This window comes from Paracnuella aquatica, assembly GCF_003332885.2.
GTDB lineage: Bacteria > Bacteroidota > Bacteroidia > Chitinophagales > Chitinophagaceae > Flavisolibacter > Flavisolibacter aquaticus.
The window spans coordinates 100,410-118,303 of record NZ_QOWJ01000003.1 but is presented as its reverse complement, the minus strand read 5'-3'; the positions used below and the strand labels follow the sequence as shown (position 1 = coordinate 118,303).

The following is a 17,894-nucleotide window of genomic DNA, read 5'->3' as shown; positions in this document are numbered from 1 at the left end:
AACAATCGCGGCAGGCTTTGAAAGCCTGCCGCGATTGTTTTATAGCTACTATTCTCCCGCACTTCTCAGCATGGCCGTTTCCAGCGATGCACTGATGCGAAAATTTGTTTGTTTGATTTTGTGCAGCAGGGGAAGAACAGATTCGATATGCCCTTTAGTTTTTGCTTGTATCAAAAGTCCAAGCGTACCAGTTATTTTCAGCCCGAGCTGCTTGGCCAGGTTACGTCCTTTTATTTCATCAATGATTAAAAGACAGTCATCATGCTCCATGGCCAAAGCTATGGCACTGGCTTCGCCAGCATCCACAATCATCGTCAAAACCTGCTGGTTCTTTGGGTCTGTGGGTGCTTGAATGATTACCCATTCGGGCAAGGGCGCACCAAATTCTTCTAAAACTTTCGGTGTGGTTACTACCTGACCGAATAAAAGATGGAGCAAATCCAATTCCTGGATTTTATCCAGTAGAATAAAGCAGGAAGTATCAGAGATGATCGTTGCCGGCATTGCGCATATCGTTTTCTATTTCCTGCTCATCGTAGTTGAACAGCGATACGTTGTAATTGCCCAGCAATTCTATAAAAGTCCGTTTGCTGTAGCCAGCAAGTTCGGCAGCTTGCCCTGCCGACAATTTACCCTGCTCAAATAGCTTTGAAGCCAAAAGCATTGCTGCTTCACGGCTATCCAATTCCAAACTATCGGGTATGTTTAATGTCAGCGTCTTCACATCTTAAAACTACCCAAATTATATGAATTACATGCCGAACGTTCCATTGCAGTAATTCCCACCGCACAATTCCACAATAACAACGCCTACCCCAAATCAATATTGGTATTATCGCCAATATTCAGCGTACGGCTTTCGCCGCGGATGGAAGTGTCGGAGCCGATGAGGGATTCGTCCAGCACAATATCAAACAGGTTGGCATAAGTGCCGATGATGGACTGCCGGATAATGGAAGAATCAACCGTGGTGTTTTCGCCGATGGTTACGTTGGGGCCAATGATGGAATTGCGAATAGTGCAGCCCGGCCCGATGCTTACGGGCTGAATGATCACCGTGTTTTCATAACACTCGTGGCAGATCACTTTATCACCAAACTTTTTGAGCAGCGTTGCATTTGATTCCAGCAGGGTGTCTTTTTTGCCACAGTCGAACCAGCTTTCCACTTTAAAAGGCACAATCTTTACGCCTTTGCGGATCATACAATCCAGTGCATCGGAAATGCTGTACTCGCCATGGGTGCGGATGCCGTTGCGGATATTGTCATCCAGGCATTCAAACAACTGGTCCGACTCGCGGATCTTGTACACCCCCACCAGTGCCATATTCGATTTCGGGATCTGCGGTTTTTCCACCACATGGGTCATGGTGCCTTCGCTGTTGAATTCCACCACGCCAAATTCCCGCGGGTCGTCTACTTTTTTCACACCCACCATCGAGTTGGGGTTAGCCAGCACCGCCGCCACATCGTATTCGCAAATGGTATCGCCCAACACAATAAAAACTTCATCGCCGCCAACAACGGGGCGGGTTAGCCGAAGCGCATGGCCAATGCCCTCGCGGTTGTTTTGCCGCACAAAATGCGCCTGTATATCGGGGTAATTGGTGGCCACATAATCCTGGATCTTTTCGCCCAGGTAGCCTACAATAAAAATAAACTCGTTGATGCCCGCATCCTTCAACTGGTCGATGATGATGCTCAGCACGGTTTTTCCGGCCATCGGGATCAATGCCTTTGGCTGTGTATATGTATGCGGCCGCAGTTTGGTACCCGCTCCGGCCACTGGAATAATTGCTTTCATTATTTTGTTTTTTGATGGGCCTGTTCACCATTCTTTTCCACGTCCATCAGCCCCTGCAAATGACCGCTGCCGCGGTGCATCGAAGCGGACGAAATTAACCATTTTAGCTAAATCAAAAATTGACCCTTTCCATGCAGGCAAATGCCGCGGCACTTACCTTTGCTGCGCAATTCAAAAGTTTGCAAGTTCACGGGTTCACGAGTTCACCAGTTTGTTTAAAAACCGGTGAACTTGTGAACTTGTAAACTCGTGAACTTGTAAACCCCATCCAACATGCAAAGAGACACCCAGGTTTTCGACCTCATTAATCAGGAGCTGCAACGCCAGCGCCAGGGCATCGAACTGATCGCTTCGGAAAATTTTACCTCCCTGCAGGTAATGCAGGCCATGGGCGGCGTTATGACCAATAAATACGCCGAAGGCTACCCTGGCCGCCGCTATTATGGCGGCTGCGAAATTGTAGACCAAACCGAGCAACTGGCCATCGACCGCATTAAGCAGATATTTGGCTGCGCCTATGCCAACGTGCAGCCCCACAGCGGCGCACAGGCCAACGCGGCGGTTTTCCTGGCCGTGCTGCAGCCCGGCGATAAAATCCTGGGCCTCGATCTGAGCATGGGCGGCCACCTGACGCATGGCTCGCCGGTGAACTTTAGCGGCAAACTGTACCAGCCTCATTTTTACAGCGTACACCGCGACAGCGGCCTGGTGAACTACGAAGAACTGGAAGCAGTGGCCCGCCGCGAACAACCCAAAATGATCGTTTGTGGTGCATCGGCATACAGCCGCGATTGGGATTATGCCCGCATCCGCGCCGTGGCCGACGAAGTAGGTGCTTTTGTTATGGCCGATATTGCCCACCCTGCGGGCCTTATTGCCAAAGGCCTGCTGAGCAACCCGTTTGAGCATTGCCATTTTGTTACCTCTACCACGCATAAAACTTTGCGCGGCCCCCGCGGCGGCGTGATCCTGATGGGTAAAGATTTTGAAAACCCGATGGGCCTGAAAGACCTGAAGGGCAACATCCGGATGATGAGCAACCTGCTGGATATGGCGGTGTTTCCCGGCATCCAGGGCGGTCCGCTGGAGCATGTGATTGCCGCAAAAGCCATTGCCTTTGGCGAAATACTTTCCGACGAATACACCACATACGCAGCGCAGGTGCAGCAAAACGCACAGGCGATGGCGGCTGCATTTGTAGGCCGCGGTTACAATATCATTTCGGGCGGCACCGACAACCACCTGATGCTGATTGACCTGCGCAACAAAAACATTACCGGCAAAAAAGCACAGGAAACGCTGGACCGTGCCCATATTACACTGAATAAAAACGCAGTGCCTTACGACGATAAAAGCCCGTTTGTTACTTCGGGCATCCGCGTGGGTGTGCCGGCCATTACTACCCGCGGCCTGAAAGAAGGCGACATGGAAACCGTGGTAGCCCTCATCGACCGGGTGCTGATGAACCTCGACAACGAAGGCGAAGTTTCGGCCGTATCGAAAGAAGTAAACCGGTTCATGGAGGGCTTTCCGCTGTACCCGGAACTGGGGTAGTTTGGATGATCGATGATGGATGGTAGATGATTGCAAAGCAGGAAATGAAATATTTTGATGTGCAGTATAAGAAGTATTCCATCGGATAAGTCGGCTTGCAAACAACCATCATCCATCATCTACCATCAATCATCTTAAATAAAAACACATGTTACAACGAATACAAAGCATCTGGCTGCTGCTGGCGGCGGGGTTTGATGCGATAACTTTTAAGGTGCCTTTTTACAACGGCGATTACCTGCACGATGAGGTGGTGGCGCCGGTTGACCTGAACGCACAAACCACGCTGTACCTCACCATTATTTCGGTGGTAACCGGCGTGCTGGCATTTGCCACCATTTTTTTATTTAGCAATCGTAAGCTGCAGTTGCGGCTGGTGTACCTTGGACTATTTCTTTCGCTGGCACTACTGGCCATTTACCTGTTCCTCATCAACGAGTTCAACGGCGGCACCGTGTCTATTTGGGCGGTATTTTATTTTGCCATGGCTGTTGCATTTATCCTGGCGGCCAGGGGCATCCGCGCCGATGAAAAATTGATCCGCAGCATGAATCGGTTCCGGTAATGTTGTTTGATTTATTGTAAAACAAATCATTGTCATAAAAAATTAAGGCTGCTTCCCGCAGCTTTTTTTGTTGCGCAACACCACCACCAACGCCGCTGCAATCCGCCACGCCGTCATTGCGAGGCGCATAGTAAACCTGCTTACACCACAAATCATCTGCGCCGAAGCAATCTCCCCGATCATGCACCACTATCCGCATAATGTACAGCGACCGAAATATGCATACAGGAGATTGCTTCGGCGCAACAAACTCCTAAACGACAAAGCGGCTACGGCGCCTCGCAATGACAGCGCTTGTGCGTGCCGGAATAACACCCACAAAAAAACGCCGGCATTGCTGCCGGCGTTTATGCCATTTATTAATGGGTTAGGTTTTATTGCAATAGGAATGATTGCGTAAACTGAACCGCGCCTTTCACTTCTACAATGTAGCGGCCGGCACCGGCACCTTGCAGGGGCAGTGCTTCGGAAAGCGAACCGCCTGTGTGCTGCAGTTGTTTGGTAGCCATCACCTGTCCGTTGCCGTTGTACAGGCGGATGCTGTACACACCGGCAGGCAGGTTGGCCAGTTGCAGGTTGATGCCCGAAGCTTTAGAAGCAGGGTTGGGGTACAACACCAGCGAAGCGGCCGCACCACTCACACCCACTTTCACTACCGAGCTGTACACTTGCTTACCGGTAGTTTCTACGGCACGGATGCGGTAGTAGTTATCGCCGGCAGCAGGAGCTGCGTCATTGAACAGGTAATCTACGTGGCTATTGTTGTTGGCCTTAGGCGCAATGGTACCAATAGATTGGAACTGGTAGCCGTTGGTAGAACGTTCAACATGGTAAACAGCTACTTCTTCTTCGGTGAGGTTGGCGAAGGCAATATCCACACCAGCGGCTTTGCGGGTAGCTTTTACATGGGCAAAGCGAACAGGGAGGGCAATGTTGCCGCCTGCTAAACCAATGGTAAACGAACCAACTTGCTCTGTTTCAAGTGTTGCAAAATTCCCTTCTGTGGTGTTGGCATTGCTATAAGCTGCATCATCATCAGTTTCGCTCAATTCACCTGGGGCATTAAATCGGCGAACACCAATTTGCGTAGCGCCTTGGAAGTTTGACCCTTCAACTGCTGTTCCCGGCCAACGCAATTCCATCTTATAGAGCTCAGCATTATTATTCAGGCGGTCGATTTTCCAAACTACATTCACTAAATTCCTAAGGTCATCGGCGCTTGCCAAGCTTCCATTAGGTTGCCCGTTGAAAGTAAGTGGTGCAAATACAACGAAACGAAAATCAGTTGCTGTAATTGGATCAACAGTTGCAGGCAGATAATATGTGCCATTCCCAATAGGCGCAAGGAATGGACTTGTTATGCCATTTACCTGAAAGATACCTTCCACTCCTGTAGTGGTGTTTACTTCTGTAACAATATGTTTGGCTGCACCAAATGGGCTGCCACCTACAGCAGTTGGTGTGTTTTTAGTGAGTGTAAATCCGGGGCGGATAAAAAGCTTACCGTTTGTTAGTGTTAAGCCAGATGTAGAACCGCTTTGCGCAAATGCTACACCGGATGCGTTACTAATATCAATGCTGTTAAAAGTTGTAAGACTTGTACCGCTAATGGTTTGTAGTGTAGAACCATCGAATGTTACCGTAGCTGTACCGCCATTAAACGCACCGCCATTTTTGATCCAATTACCAGCAACATTTATCGACTTATTTGAAGAATTAAGGGTACCAGAAACTATCTCCAAAGTTCCGTTTACATCAGCATTTTCGGCTAGAGTAACTATTCCTGTGCTCCTAATTGTAAGATTGTTGACAGTGCTTGGAAGACCTGCCGTTGCTTGAGTTGCTCCGAAAAATTCAAAATTTGCTGTGGTTGGAAGAGTAATCGCTTTATTTGTTGCAGAAAGTGGCAGGGAACAACTAGGGCAAGAAATTCCATTTGAATTAGCAGTCCTCAGAGTACCGCTTTCGCCCAAAACGAAATCAGTTCCATTACCACCACCGCTTAATGTGACTTGATTTCCAGTTGTTTTTAAAAACTCTACAGTACCATTAATGAAAACATCTGAATTATTACCGCCTACCGCCAAAGTCCCTTCGACTCTGAGCGTAACATTTGACCCCAAAGTCCAATTGCTATTATTACTGAAACTCGTTGTCCTATTCGATGGGATGATAAAGATGTCTCCATTAGTTATAAAATTCAGAGGCGTTGATCCACTTCCGTCAAGCTTTGTATTCCAATTATTAAGGGTAGATGGATTAGAATTTGACGTAAGATAATATGTCGCTGCACTAGCCATTTGAACGGTGGACAATAGCCCAACTAAAATTAAAAGGACATAGAATTGGGTTTTGAAGCTGCGTAAAATTTTCTTCATACAATAGTTTAAATGGTTAACAAAAGGTTTGTTTACCACAGGGATTGAATTAAGTACGAAGGAAAATTTCAGAGGAAGTTGGGACGGATCGGCTATGAACCAGTTTTGGTTGATGCAGGCCGTAAATGTATTACAGTGTTTTTACCTATCCAACGATAATCGTATTACGTTAAAAATATATTTTTCCTTAATACAAAGCTCAGCAGTAAAACAAGCGGTTAGGGGATTTCGGAGTGCGGATTTCGGATGTCGGAATTGCCGGCAACAGGCTGTTATCTGTCGGCTAATTTCTACTATCTGCCAGCTACCAGCTATTTGCCACCGGCTGCCGGCTATAAAAAAAGGGGCATGTTGCCATGCCCCTCCTGTGCTCAACCTAAACCTCCGCTTAACGAACTAAAAACGTTTGCCGCACTACCTGCGGGCCGGCCAGTTCCAGCACATACCAACCGCTGTGCAGGTGGGGCAGCACCAGGTTGGCGCTGAGCCAGCCACCGGCATGCGCCATGCGGGTAACCAGCACCGGTTGGCCGGCGCCATTGAATATGCGCACCGTATAATTTCCTGCCGGCAGTATGCCACAAGTGTATTGCAATGCAGCCCCCACCACCGGGTTGGGCGCAACCTGCAAGCCAGCGTTCGCTATCCTGGCGCGGGCACTGGCCACACCACTAAACGATACCACACCGGTTTCTTCCATAGCCTGCACCCGGTAATAGCGGTCGGCTACCAGTGGGCGGGCATCCCTGAACTCATATTGCACCGTAGCGCCGTTGTTGCTTTGCGGCTTCAGCAGGGCACGCACTTCCCAGTTGTGGCCGTCGGCAGATGTTTCTACTTTATAATGATCCACGCCCAGTTCATTGTGCACGGTAAACTGCAGCACCAGGTTGGTGCCTTGTGCAAACAGCCGTAGGCCGGCAAACTTCACGGGCAGCGGTCCTTGCGCAGCGCCGTTCAATACAAAGGCGGAAAATTGCGTCCAATTGGAAAGCGTTACGGTGCGGATGCCGCCTGCTGCGCCTGCGGGGTTGAGCGGGGCGCCTGCTTTGTTCCAAACGCCGTCATGCCGATGGTACACCTGCACTTTGTCGGCTGCGTCAAATGCGGCACCCAGTTGGGCTTCATCTCCTTCATCGTATTGGAAGGAAACAGTGGCGCCGGTGGTGGGCACGGCGGATGGCGTAATGTTCCAGGTACGCTGTACTGCACCATCCGGGTTGGCAGCCTGCACGGCGTCGAGCACGTTTACGCTCCATGATAAACTGCCAGGATGTTGTAGCGTTACAGGATTATAGGTGCTGCGTCCAACTGGGAAAAGAATGGGCGTGGCGCCGGTCACCGGAATGGCCAGTGACCCGGTGCCGTTGGTTTGTACATAGGCGTTGGCGTTGCCGCCTTCAATGTTTTGCGTGGTCAAATAGAAATCATTCAGTGCAAGCTTTCCTGCCTGCAGCACCAGTTTCTCGGTAAGCACCATGTTGCTGGCTATTTGCGCATTACCGGTAACGTATATGCGCTTTAAGTTGGTTGCGGCGGAAATCAGAGCACCTTCTTTTGCCAGGCGGCTTTGGCTGTTGCGTAGGTCGATGTTGGCATTGGCAACTGTTTCAAAGTCAGTGCTGTTGTTATTCTGATCTACCCCTTCTGCCTTACGTTTTAATCCATCACCTGAAGAAATTTGTCCTGCGGCTGCAGTTTCTGTCAGGTTTCCTCCCGTAAGTGTTCCATATCCCAAAGCGTCAATAACAACATTATCAAACTTCCGGGCAATAGCAAACTGTGCGTTCGGTGTGTATCCATCATTGATAACAACATCTGCGTTAATGTTAGAAATACCTACAGCGACGGTAGGCTTTGTCGCTAATAGCCAATAACTGTAGGGCAGCAATGTACCCGATAACCCTTCAGGCAATCTGGATCCGCCCGAACTGCTTTGGTATAGAATATTCAGGTCGGACAATTCAAAAGAGTGACCCGTTGTATTCACCAGTTCAATATATTCATCCGACCCAGTACTATAACCAGGGTTGAATTGATTGATCACAATATCACCAGCACTGGGCATCCAACGCATCGTTTCTGTTGCCTGAACCCCGCTGCTCCAATTGTTCCCTTTGCGTGTAAATATTTTTAAATAATAAACCATGCCCCTTGTTAAACCTGTGATTGTTTGGCCTGACATATTTCCTTTATACACTACTTTGCCACCATCTAATATTGATCCATTACCAGTAAAAGAAAGGTCTGCCACAAGTTGACTCCCATCCCCTGCTGGGAGACCATTAATTCCGGAACCTTCTTTGCATACCAATACAACTTCGTCGAAGCAACCAGGTGGGTTTGTCCAATTAATAGTAAGTGCGGTATTGTTCGCGAACATTTTTAGACCCGTAATGTTCTTAGCACCATTTATAACTTCAAAAGTATTGCTAACCTGCCCGTAAAATGTGGTGGTGCTAACACCATCCAATCGCAAACGATACCCTGTTCCAGATGGCAAACCCGCTGGAATATTAATCTGCATGGCACCTGCAGGGTTAGTTCCAGTAATGGTGGTATTGCCAACTGGAACATTTTGAGAAAAAACTCCTGCAGCATCGGATAAATACGCAGATACCGCATTACTGGAAAACGAACCGGTTGCAGTGAAGTGAACCGTAGCTAAAGCGCCGCTAATATTGTTGATACAAACGGGCAGGCTTTCGATATTGGATACAACGATATTGCCGCCTGAACAAGAATGTGTAGGAGCGGCACTATTCCTAGGATTCGGAGCCGCCACATAAAAGTCGGTTGCATTATTATTATCGTCTTTGCATCCATGATTTAATCGCAACAAGGCATTTTGAGAGGTAATAGCTGCCGCGTTAGATCCTTCCTGGCAATTAGCTCCTCCATATCCAACTAAATCGATAACACCAGCGGTGGGACATATACCCGTTAAGTTTTGGTTGTGGTTTAGGAGGGCCACTTTTCCAGCAGTTGCACTCATTCCAATTTCTTCGGCTGCCTGATCGGGTGTTGGCAAATCGGCCCCAATCGGGTTCTCACTTTTTAATTTGATTAAAAAATATTGACCCGGACCAATGGAGCCGGTCAATAGTACTTTGTTACCCCAATTTGAACCGGTTGCACTTGCGTACTGCAACGACCAGCCAACCAACGACACGTTGCTGCCAGTTGGGTTGTACAACTCCACAAAATCGTTCTTAAATGGAGCATTGTCATTACCCCCACCACCATATACCTGGCTGATGACTACATGGTCGGGCGATTGGGCAAATGAAAAGATCACGGAAAGACAGAGCAGAACGAGTAAGGGTATTCGTTTGTTCATTGCAGTTAGTTTGATTGGTTGTATGATACTGCCGCAGGGGCAGGTTTTGGTAGCGGTAAAAGTAAGGTAACAAGTATTTTTCTTTTTTGCAATATGTATCAGATGGACAAGGAAAATTTTTTATCGGTTGTATGTTACCGATAAGCGGTTGTGGCTACCAGGTCGGATTTTGCGCCTGTCATCCTGAGCGCAGCGAAGGATCTGAGTTGTTATTAATGGAAAATTCGAAAGAAATCAGACGTTTTTACAACAGGGCCCTGATTTATAATGCTCAGATCCTTCGCTGCGCTCAGGATGACAAAGGCAAGCGGTTGCCGGAATGATGGAATGTTTCAAGAGCGGGAGCAGTAATTGTAAACAACTGGCTAACATTTAGGTACGTATAAACGAAAAACCCCGCAAACAGCTGTTTGCGGGGTTGAAGAAAATATTATTGATTCACGATTTACAAAAACGCAGCCGTACGGCTTTCAGCAACAGCCTTCAGTCCTTCAGGTTTACCGGCATACACTAATGTGCCGCCGCCATCACCAGCCTCTGGACCTAAGTCAATGATCCAGTCGGCGGAGCGCATTACATCGGTGTTGTGTTCAATCACCAGCACCGAGTGTCCCTGTTCGATCAATGCATTGAACGATGCCAGCAACTTTTTAATGTCGTGAAAATGCAGCCCGGTTGTGGGCTCATCGAAGATGAATAAAATTTTACCTGCAGCTTTTCCTTTGCCCAGGAACGAAGCCAGTTTTACCCGCTGCGCCTCGCCACCCGAAAGTGTATCGGACGACTGGCCCAGTTTTACATAACCCAAGCCTACTTCGCTCAGGGGCTTGATGGCAGTGAGCACCGATTTTTCATCGCCGAAAAATTCAATGGCTTCATCTACACTCAGCTCCAGCACTTCAAAAACGTTCTTGCCGCGATAGGTTACTTCCAGTACTTCCTCCTTGAACTTTTTACCACCGCACACTTCACAGGTCAGGTGCACATCGGCAAGGAACTGCATCTCCACGATTTTTTCGCCTTCACCTTTACAGGCATCACAACGACCGCCATCTACGTTGAACGAAAAATGTTTGGGCTGAAAACCACGCATCTTACTCAGGGGCTGCACGGCAAACAAATCGCGGATGCAATCCCACGCCTTCACATAAGTAACGGGGTTGGACCGCGATGATTTACCGATCGGATTCTGGTCCACCATTTCCACTGCGGTAATGGCTTCCACATCGCCGCTAATGGCTTGGTGGAAACCAACTTTATCAGCCGGCTCACCTTGCAGTTTTTTCAATCCCGGATACAAAATTTGTCGCACCAATGTGCTTTTGCCACTACCACTCACACCGCTTACCACGCACAAAACATTCAGCGGAAACGCAACCGTGATGTCTTTCAAATTGTGTTGGCGTGCACCTTCCACCACAATGCTTTGTTTCCACTTGCGCAGCTTATTCGGCGCATCAATGGTCAAAGCTCCACTCAGGTATTTACCGGTAAGGCTTTCCTTATTTTTTACAATTGAATTATAATTGCCTGCAGCAATTACTTCACCACCCAGGTGCGATGCTAGCGGGCCCATATCAATAATATGGTCGGCTTCACGCATCATCATTTCATCGTGTTCCACCACTACAACAGTGTTGCCCAGGTCGCGCAGTTCTTTTAATACACGGATCAAATTAGCTGTATCGCGTGGGTGCAAGCCAATGGAAGGTTCATCAAGTATATACAAAGAGTTGGTAAGGTTAGAACCGAGGCTGCGCGTCAGTTGTATGCGCTGGCTTTCGCCACCACTCAATGTATTGGCTAACCGGTTCAGTGTTAAATATCCAAGACCTACATTCAGCAAAGTATCAATGCGGCCTTTTATCTCCAGATTAATGCGTTTGCCCACCGTGGCTTCAAACTCGGTAAAATGCGACACTGCTTTTTCAAACCAAACCTTCAGGTCGCGTACAGGCATTTCGCTGAGTTCGCCAATATGTGCACCGGCAATTTTTACATACAATGCTTCCTTGCGCAGCCGGTAGCCTTCACACTCGGGGCACCTGGTGCGGCCACGGTAGCGGCTTAGCAACACGCGGTATTGCACTTTATATAAATTAGCCTCTACTTCTTTAAAAAAGTCATTGATGCCTTCTACATGCAGGTTGCCTTCCCACAAAATGCGGTACTGCTCCTTGGTAAGATCGGCAATGGGTTTGTGCACCGGGAAATCGAAATGGCGTGCAGCTTTTACAAAACGTTCGCGCCACAGCCCCAGCTTCTCTCCTTTCCACGGCGCCACGGCACCTTCGTATACACTCAGTCTTTTATCCGGGATCACCAGTTCTTCGTCAATGCCCAGCACCATTGAAAAACCTTCGCACACAGGGCAGGCGCCAAATGGATTATTGAAGGAAAAAAGGTTAGGCACAGGTTCTTCAAACACGATGCCGTCCAACTCAAAGCGGTTGTTGAAGTGCAGCAGCTTGATGTCTCTATCGCCACGGCCCGGTGAGTCTACTTCCACATACACATCGCCTTCGCCTTCGTAAAAAGCAGTGCCTACTGAATCGGCCAGGCGGTGTTCGTCATCTTCGTCAAACTCTTTTGCCACCAACCGGTCAACCAGCACAAATACATTCTCGGGGTAGCGAAACACTTCGGCGAAATCTTCCGGGCTGCCGGCCAGCAGGTCTTCAATGTGGTGGGTGCTGCTGCTGTCCACAGGGTTTTCTGCCTGCCCACGCGATACCGCCGAAACATAGATCCGCGAGAAGCCTTTTTGCATCAGGATGTTCAGCTCCTCCCGAACGTCGCGGTTCTGGTGCTGCTTAAACGCCGCCAGCACAAATACTTTACTGCCTTCGCGCAGGCTCCGGATGGCGGCCACCACTTCGGTAACATCATCCTTTTTCACCTCACGCCCCGAAATGGGCGAAATGGTTTTGCCCACCCGGGCATACAGCAGGCGCAGGTAATCGTAGATCTCCGTCATGGAGCCAACGGTGCTGCGTGGTGTGCGGGTAATTACTTTTTGCTCAATGGCAATGGCCGGTGCCAGTCCTTTGATGTAGTCCACATCGGGCTTGTCCATGCGGTTCAAAAACTGGCGTACATAAGCGCTCAGGCTTTCGGCATAGCGGCGCTGCCCTTCGGCATACAGCGTATCAATGGTTAGCGAGGATTTGCCCGAGCCCGAAACACCGGTAACAACAATGAGTTTGTTGCGCGGAAAAAGTACATCGATGTTTTTGAGGTTGTGTACACGGGCCCCTTTTATAAATATATCGTCACCGGCCGGAGCGGGTGCCGGCGCAGTGGCGGTAGCGGTCTTTTTTTTCATGATTTATTTGCCGAGCAAAATTAGCACCCCGGGTTGAGGGTGCCATGAACCATTAACAGTTCTTTAGCCAAAGAAAAGCAGCGATGGCCGAAAAAACGAGGCGTGGAATAGAAAAAGATTATACTTTTAACGCATAAATCCTAATCACTAGTCACAACAAACTGTCCCGCCTATCGTCATTACTTCTACTTTTTTTTCACTCAGTTTCAGCATCCATTCCCTTGAACACCTAAACCCTGTAGGAGTACTATGACACCATTATCGCGTCTGACCGACCATGACCTGATCAATGCATTCATTGCTGGTAATGTAAACGCATTGGAAACCCTTGTATTGCGTCACAAGGATAAATTGTATTCATCTATTTTATTTTTGGTAAAAGACAAGTTCCTTGCCGAAGATATTTTTCAGGATGTGTTTATCCGCATCATCGATACCATGCGGGGCGGCCGCTACACCGAAGAGGGTAAGTTTTTACCCTGGGCTATGCGCATTGCCCACAACCTGTGCGTGGATCATTTCCGCAAGGTAAAACGCACCCCCACCATTAAGAACAGCGAAGACCAGGACATTTTCGAGGTATTGAATTTTACCGAAGAAAGTGCCGAGGATAAAATGATCAAACGGCAAAGCCATAGCCGGGTTCGGGAAATGCTGGACAAGCTGCCCGAAGACCAACGCGAAGTGATCATTTTGCGCCACTATGCCGATATGAGCTTTAAGGAAATTGCACAAATCACCAATTGCAGCATCAACACGGCACTGGGCCGTATGCGCTATGGCCTCATTAACCTACGCAAGATGATGGTGCAAAAACAAATTGCCCTTTAATGTTTTCAGCAATAAATGCATAGCCGCTTTGAACCATTGCGGCAATTTGTTGTTGTTATAGGCGTACAAAAAACGGGGGAATGTTAGCGAATGTTAAAGAATAGCATCGGGGTGTTTTTTTGTGCAGCTATTTGATAATTTAGCGCTTTCAAAACAACACAAACAGCTGGAATTTTTATCCGCCGGTTGTTGCAAATAAATGTCATTCTCCGGCTCCAACTGCATGCTTAGTAATGCTTGCCGCAGAAGGCTGACGGAGAATGACGACTAATTGAAAAGGCCCGCAACTGGTGTTGCGGGCCTTTTCGTTTTATATCATTTTCAATACTGGCTTGACCTAACTTGCTCATTCGTGGTTTATCGCAATTGATAAATGATACAAGCGATCAATGGCTTTGCGTCAGAACTATTTAACGCGATACACCAATACCGGCAGCATGCTTTCTTTTTCACTGGGTCCCATTGCCCTGATCTTTTCAAGCGTGATGGATGTTCCGGGCTTGGCATGCTGGGCCAGCAACTGCTTTGCTTCCGGCGTAAACAAGGCAGTTGGGCAATCGGCAGTTTTCACATTGCCCGCTTCATCTTCCACCTTCAGGGTAAAACCGGTGATTTTATATTGTACCTCAAACGGAAAATCTTTGATGTAAGCGCCGACGCCGGGTTGGGCTTGCAATGCTGCAAATGAAATAGCCTCGCCTGCCGGATACCCGCCAATAGTGGGCATTGGCGTGGGTAGCGATCGTACCCGGAAGTTGGAAGTGCCTACCTGTTTACCATCAACAAAAACCTTGATCACGCATTGATCCGAAGGCTTAGCCACCCGCACATTGTACAAGCCTGCGCTGCTTTTTTCAATGGTACCCTCGCCACCTTCAATGGCTACGGTGGTTTGTTCATCGGTAGCGTTTGCTGCGGCTATTGAAACCGGGTTGTCAATACCAATGTATAACACGTTCATCTTGCTGGGCGCCACCGCCACTTGCGCTTGGACTGTGTAAGCGCTTAATGCGCAAAATGATAATAAAAGAAGGAATGGCTTTTTGCTCCAAAGCTGTTGTAGTTGCTGGTTCATAATGGTTAAGTTTGATTGGAAAGGGAATGCTGAAAAGCAAATTGATGCATTGAATATAAAAAATATATTACATTAAATCGCTATCAAGGTAAAGTCCTTTTCCGCAGGAGGGGTCATGCCGAACTTGTTTTGGCATCTCCTTTTATCGCCTGAGTTTTTCGAATGTGGAGCAGCTGCCGAAACAAGTGCGGCATGACATTCACAAGTTTGAAATACCTGTTTGTTAGCATTGTGGTAGGCAAACTTTGTGGAAAATGTTTTCCAACCGCATTCGGTCACATGTTTGCCCAACCGAAAATTGCTCGACGGCTTTAATTCAACCTTATTAAGCATTAAAACAAAAAGCCCCACCTGCCTTATGTAATCCAACAGGTGGGGCTTCAATACTTATTGCAATAGCCTAACGGAAAACATTACCTGGCCGCAAAAACCAGCTACTTTATTTTGCGCTTTTCATTGCATTCAGGCCGCACTGAAGCCACTCGCGGAACTCTTTTGCATCGGGTGTATAGGCCTTTGTTTTGGTCAGCGCCTGCTCCGATGGGCTCACGATGGCGTACTGCGGTTGCGATACGGCACCAAAGTTTTCCGACTGGAACGTGGCCCATTTATCACCCACAGTAACAATAGATTTCTCTGTGCCCAACTTGGTTGTGTACACCATCTGCTCGGTCAGCGGCAACTTGCGGCGTTCATCCACATACAGCGATACCACCACAAAATCTTCTTTCATCATGCGGGCCACTTCGGGGTCGGGCCATACTTTTTCTTCCATGCGGCGGCAGTTGACACAGGCCCAGCCGGTAAAGTCGATCAAAATGGGTTTGTTCTGCGCTTTGGCCACCTTTAATGCTTCTTCGTAATCCTTCAGCGGTTCGATACCCTGCTCACAGTTGATCGGGTTATCATAAACACTATAGCACAATGGCGGAGGGAACCCGCTGATCAATTCAAGCCGGGCCAGTTTTGAATTGGTTACACCGGGCACCAGGTAAATGGTAAATGCCATAAACAACACCGCCACACCCATGCGGGCCGGTGTGAGCTTGGGTTTTGGCCCGCCAAAACGAATCACCCCCAGTAGGTACAGCACCAGCGCAAAGCCAATCACGATCCAGATGCCGATAAACACTTCACGCGGTAAAATATGCCACTGTTTCACGAGGTCGGCATTGGAGAAAAACTTAACCGCAAGGGCCAGCTCCAAAAAGCCCAGCACCACTTTTACCGAAGTAAGCCACCCGCCGGACTTGGGCAGCGATTGGAGCCAGTTGGGGAACAAGGCAAAAAGGGCAAAAGGCAGCCCGAGGCCCAGGCCAAAACCGCCCATGCCAAAGGTGAGTTGCACGGCACCGCCACTGTTGGTAAGGGCACCCGCCAGCAACGATCCCAAAATGGGCCCGGTGCAAGAGAACGAAACAATGGCCAGCGTCAGGGCCATAAAGAAAATGCCCCAAAAGTCCGACACGCCGGATTTGGAATCGATTTTAGAAGCAAGGCCGCCGGGCAGCGTTATTTCAAACAGCCCGAAGAACGACAGGGCAAATACAATGAAAATGACGAAGAACAGGAGGTTGAGCCAGACGTTGGTGGAGATGTTGTTGAGCACTTCGGGATTGGCGCCTTCCACCACGTAAAACGGCAGGCTCAGGAGTACGTAGATCAGGAAAATGCTCATGCCATACAGCAGCGCATTGGTGATGCCTTTTTTACGCGAACCCGAACGTTTTGTAAAAAATGAAACCGTTAGTGGAATGAGCGGAAATACGCAGGGTGTAACCAGCGCAATAAGGCCGCCCAAAAATCCTAAAAAGAATATCGAGGCCAGCCCCTGGTCGGCAGTGTCTTCATCGCCGCAGGGCGACAGTGCGCCTTTCGGGTCCAGCGATGGAATTAAAATGCGGGTACCGGCAACCTTGCCGCCCTCCAGCGCTACGGTAAATTCATGCGCTGTGCCGGGGTAAAATTCTTCGCCCTTGCCATAGGTATAAAGCAGCGTGCCTTGTAACGATGCCGGCACATCGCCGTTGATCGAAATTTCGGTGGTCCAGGTGACTGCGCCGCCGTGCAGCCGCACCTGCGTCCCTTCAAACAAGGTACTTGCTACTGTTTCGGCATTGCCGCTGTCTTTAAAATTGCCGGTAGCCTGGATGGCCGAATCCTGGAACTGCAGTTCGGCGGTGGCTACTTCGTTCAGCATTTGCGGTGCGTACAACTGCCAAGCGCTGTTGCCCGGCGTGGCAAACCTGAGCTCGTAGCGGCCTTCGGCCAGTTTTTTACTGGACACCTGCCATTGGAAAGGTGCGGCCGGTGCTTCGTCCTGGCTAAATGAGCAAAAGGAAATCAGCGCAAAAAGGATACTGAGGCTGTAGCGTAAAAAAGCGGGCATGTACAAATGATTGAATAAAGAAGCGGGTTCTAAAAGAACCCGCCGCAAAGAAAGATATTTATGTTGGTGAAGCGCCAGTCTGCAAAGTGTAGATAGGAAAACGTATTGCAAAGCGTTCTTTCACGATTGACGTTTCACGTTTCACGATCATTTCAGCGCAATGGAAAAGGCCACCGTTTTGGGCGGCAGGCATTTTTCGTCGTCGCAGGTTTGAAACTCCAGTTTGCCGGTAACCGCGGTTTTGGCTTTGCCTACCACTTTTACTTTTTGCACAAACTGCACTTTGTTGCTGTATTGGTTGGCCGAAACATCCAGTTTTTCATCCCTGAACTTTTCCAGCTTACCGATTTCCCGCACTTTGCCATCATATTGCAGCAGGGGGTTTTTGGTAAATGCAAAAGTGGTGGGCTGCGCAATGGCATCGGTGGGCTGGCTTTGTGCATACAGGTGCCAGCCGGGTTGGATGCTTGCGTTTAAATATACTTCGTAAACGCCTTCGGAGATTTTTTTGCTGCTGAACGACCAGGATACCGGCGATGTGGTTTGCGCCGCAGCGCCCATACCAACCAACAGCATCAGGAAAAGAAATAAACGTTTCATGGTTTGTGCATTGAAGGGCTACAAATTTCCGCTT

At 48.8% G+C, this 17,894-nt stretch carries 12 protein-coding genes and 1 pseudogene; 3 read left to right on the top strand and 10 right to left on the bottom strand.

Going from position 1 to position 17,894, the window contains the following annotated elements:
- Positions 1–48: 48 nt before the first annotated feature.
- From DRJ53_RS06765 to DRJ53_RS06755, 3 genes are all read right to left on the bottom strand, one after another.
- Positions 49–504, bottom strand: coding sequence for a PIN domain-containing protein (locus DRJ53_RS06765; RefSeq protein WP_114234859.1), 456 nt, complete (start codon positions 502–504; stop codon positions 49–51).
- Positions 482–724, bottom strand: a complete 243-nt coding sequence (locus DRJ53_RS06760) for a UPF0175 family protein (protein WP_114234858.1) — start codon at positions 722–724, stop codon at positions 482–484. Before DRJ53_RS06760 ends, DRJ53_RS06765 begins: the two co-directional genes overlap by 23 nt.
- Before the next feature lie 86 nt (positions 725–810).
- Positions 811–1,803, bottom strand: a complete 993-nt coding sequence (locus DRJ53_RS06755; RefSeq protein ID WP_114234857.1) for a sugar phosphate nucleotidyltransferase — start codon at positions 1,801–1,803, stop codon at positions 811–813.
- Between the two features lie 273 nt (positions 1,804–2,076).
- Between DRJ53_RS06755 and DRJ53_RS06750 the strand changes: the two genes are divergently transcribed.
- Together DRJ53_RS06750 and DRJ53_RS06745 are read left to right on the top strand one after the other, a co-directional pair.
- Positions 2,077–3,357: a serine hydroxymethyltransferase gene (locus DRJ53_RS06750; protein ID WP_114234856.1), complete on the top strand. Its 1,281-nt coding sequence runs from the start codon at positions 2,077–2,079 to the stop codon at positions 3,355–3,357.
- Between the two features lie 148 nt (positions 3,358–3,505).
- Complete coding sequence (locus DRJ53_RS06745; protein ID WP_114234855.1) at positions 3,506–3,922, top strand: DUF4293 domain-containing protein; 417 nt, start codon at positions 3,506–3,508, stop codon at positions 3,920–3,922.
- Between the two features lie 374 nt (positions 3,923–4,296).
- On the opposite strand, the gene DRJ53_RS06740 is transcribed toward DRJ53_RS06745, so the two are convergent.
- The 4 genes and pseudogenes from DRJ53_RS06740 to uvrA form a co-directional block, all read right to left on the bottom strand.
- A complete protein-coding gene (locus DRJ53_RS06740; RefSeq protein ID WP_114234854.1) occupies positions 4,297–6,300 on the bottom strand; it encodes a T9SS type A sorting domain-containing protein in 2,004 nt (667 codons plus the stop codon).
- A 388-nt stretch (positions 6,301–6,688) separates the two neighbouring features.
- Positions 6,689–8,449, bottom strand: a complete 1,761-nt coding sequence (locus DRJ53_RS21665) for a lamin tail domain-containing protein (RefSeq protein ID WP_241558482.1) — start codon at positions 8,447–8,449, stop codon at positions 6,689–6,691.
- Between the two features lie 807 nt (positions 8,450–9,256).
- Positions 9,257–9,640, bottom strand: a pseudogene (locus DRJ53_RS21860) (lamin tail domain-containing protein); the annotation flags it as partial.
- 445 nt (positions 9,641–10,085) lie between these two features.
- Positions 10,086–12,965, bottom strand: coding sequence for an excinuclease ABC subunit UvrA (gene uvrA / locus DRJ53_RS06730; protein WP_114234852.1), 2,880 nt, complete (start codon positions 12,963–12,965; stop codon positions 10,086–10,088).
- A gap of 249 nt (positions 12,966–13,214) precedes the next feature.
- On the opposite strand from uvrA, the gene DRJ53_RS06725 reads away from it, so the two are divergent.
- The gene (locus DRJ53_RS06725; RefSeq protein ID WP_114234851.1) at positions 13,215–13,796 is read left to right on the top strand and encodes an RNA polymerase sigma factor; all 582 of its coding nucleotides are present in this window, start codon (positions 13,215–13,217) and stop codon (positions 13,794–13,796) included.
- Positions 13,797–14,202: 406 nt separating this feature from the next.
- On the opposite strand, the gene DRJ53_RS06720 is transcribed toward DRJ53_RS06725, so the two are convergent.
- The 3 genes from DRJ53_RS06720 to DRJ53_RS06705 all read right to left on the bottom strand — a co-directional run bounded on the left by DRJ53_RS06720 (position 14,203) and on the right by DRJ53_RS06705 (position 17,860).
- Positions 14,203–14,871 (bottom strand): GldM family protein, encoded by a 669-nt coding sequence (locus tag DRJ53_RS06720; RefSeq protein ID WP_114234850.1) that lies wholly within the window; start codon positions 14,869–14,871, stop codon positions 14,203–14,205.
- Between the two features lie 439 nt (positions 14,872–15,310).
- Positions 15,311–17,260: a protein-disulfide reductase DsbD family protein gene (locus DRJ53_RS06710; protein ID WP_114234848.1), complete on the bottom strand. Its 1,950-nt coding sequence runs from the start codon at positions 17,258–17,260 to the stop codon at positions 15,311–15,313.
- A 147-nt stretch (positions 17,261–17,407) separates the two neighbouring features.
- On the bottom strand, positions 17,408–17,860 hold the full coding sequence (locus DRJ53_RS06705) for a protein-disulfide reductase DsbD domain-containing protein (protein ID WP_114234847.1): 453 nt from the start codon (positions 17,858–17,860) through the stop codon (positions 17,408–17,410).
- Between the last annotated feature and the right edge of the window lie 34 nt (positions 17,861–17,894).

Excerpts from the sequence above, each read along its gene's own strand:
- DRJ53_RS06765 (WP_114234859.1), bottom strand. The coding sequence starts at position 504 with ATGCCGGCAACGATCATCTCTGATACTTCCTGCTTTATTCTACTGGAT.
- DRJ53_RS06755 (WP_114234857.1), bottom strand. The coding sequence starts at position 1,803 with ATGAAAGCAATTATTCCAGTGGCCGGAGCGGGTACCAAACTGCGGCCG.
- DRJ53_RS06750 (WP_114234856.1), top strand. The coding sequence starts at position 2,077 with ATGCAAAGAGACACCCAGGTTTTCGACCTCATTAATCAGGAGCTGCAA.
- DRJ53_RS06745 (WP_114234855.1), top strand. The coding sequence starts at position 3,506 with ATGTTACAACGAATACAAAGCATCTGGCTGCTGCTGGCGGCGGGGTTT.
- DRJ53_RS06740 (WP_114234854.1), bottom strand. The coding sequence starts at position 6,300 with ATGAAGAAAATTTTACGCAGCTTCAAAACCCAATTCTATGTCCTTTTA.
- DRJ53_RS21665 (WP_241558482.1), bottom strand. The coding sequence starts at position 8,449 with ATGGTTTATTATTTAAAAATATTTACACGCAAAGGGAACAATTGGAGC.
- uvrA (WP_114234852.1), bottom strand. The coding sequence starts at position 12,965 with ATGAAAAAAAAGACCGCTACCGCCACTGCGCCGGCACCCGCTCCGGCC.
- DRJ53_RS06725 (WP_114234851.1), top strand. The coding sequence starts at position 13,215 with ATGACACCATTATCGCGTCTGACCGACCATGACCTGATCAATGCATTC.
- DRJ53_RS06720 (WP_114234850.1), bottom strand. The coding sequence starts at position 14,871 with ATGAACCAGCAACTACAACAGCTTTGGAGCAAAAAGCCATTCCTTCTT.
- DRJ53_RS06710 (WP_114234848.1), bottom strand. The coding sequence starts at position 17,260 with ATGCCCGCTTTTTTACGCTACAGCCTCAGTATCCTTTTTGCGCTGATT.
- DRJ53_RS06705 (WP_114234847.1), bottom strand. The coding sequence starts at position 17,860 with ATGAAACGTTTATTTCTTTTCCTGATGCTGTTGGTTGGTATGGGCGCT.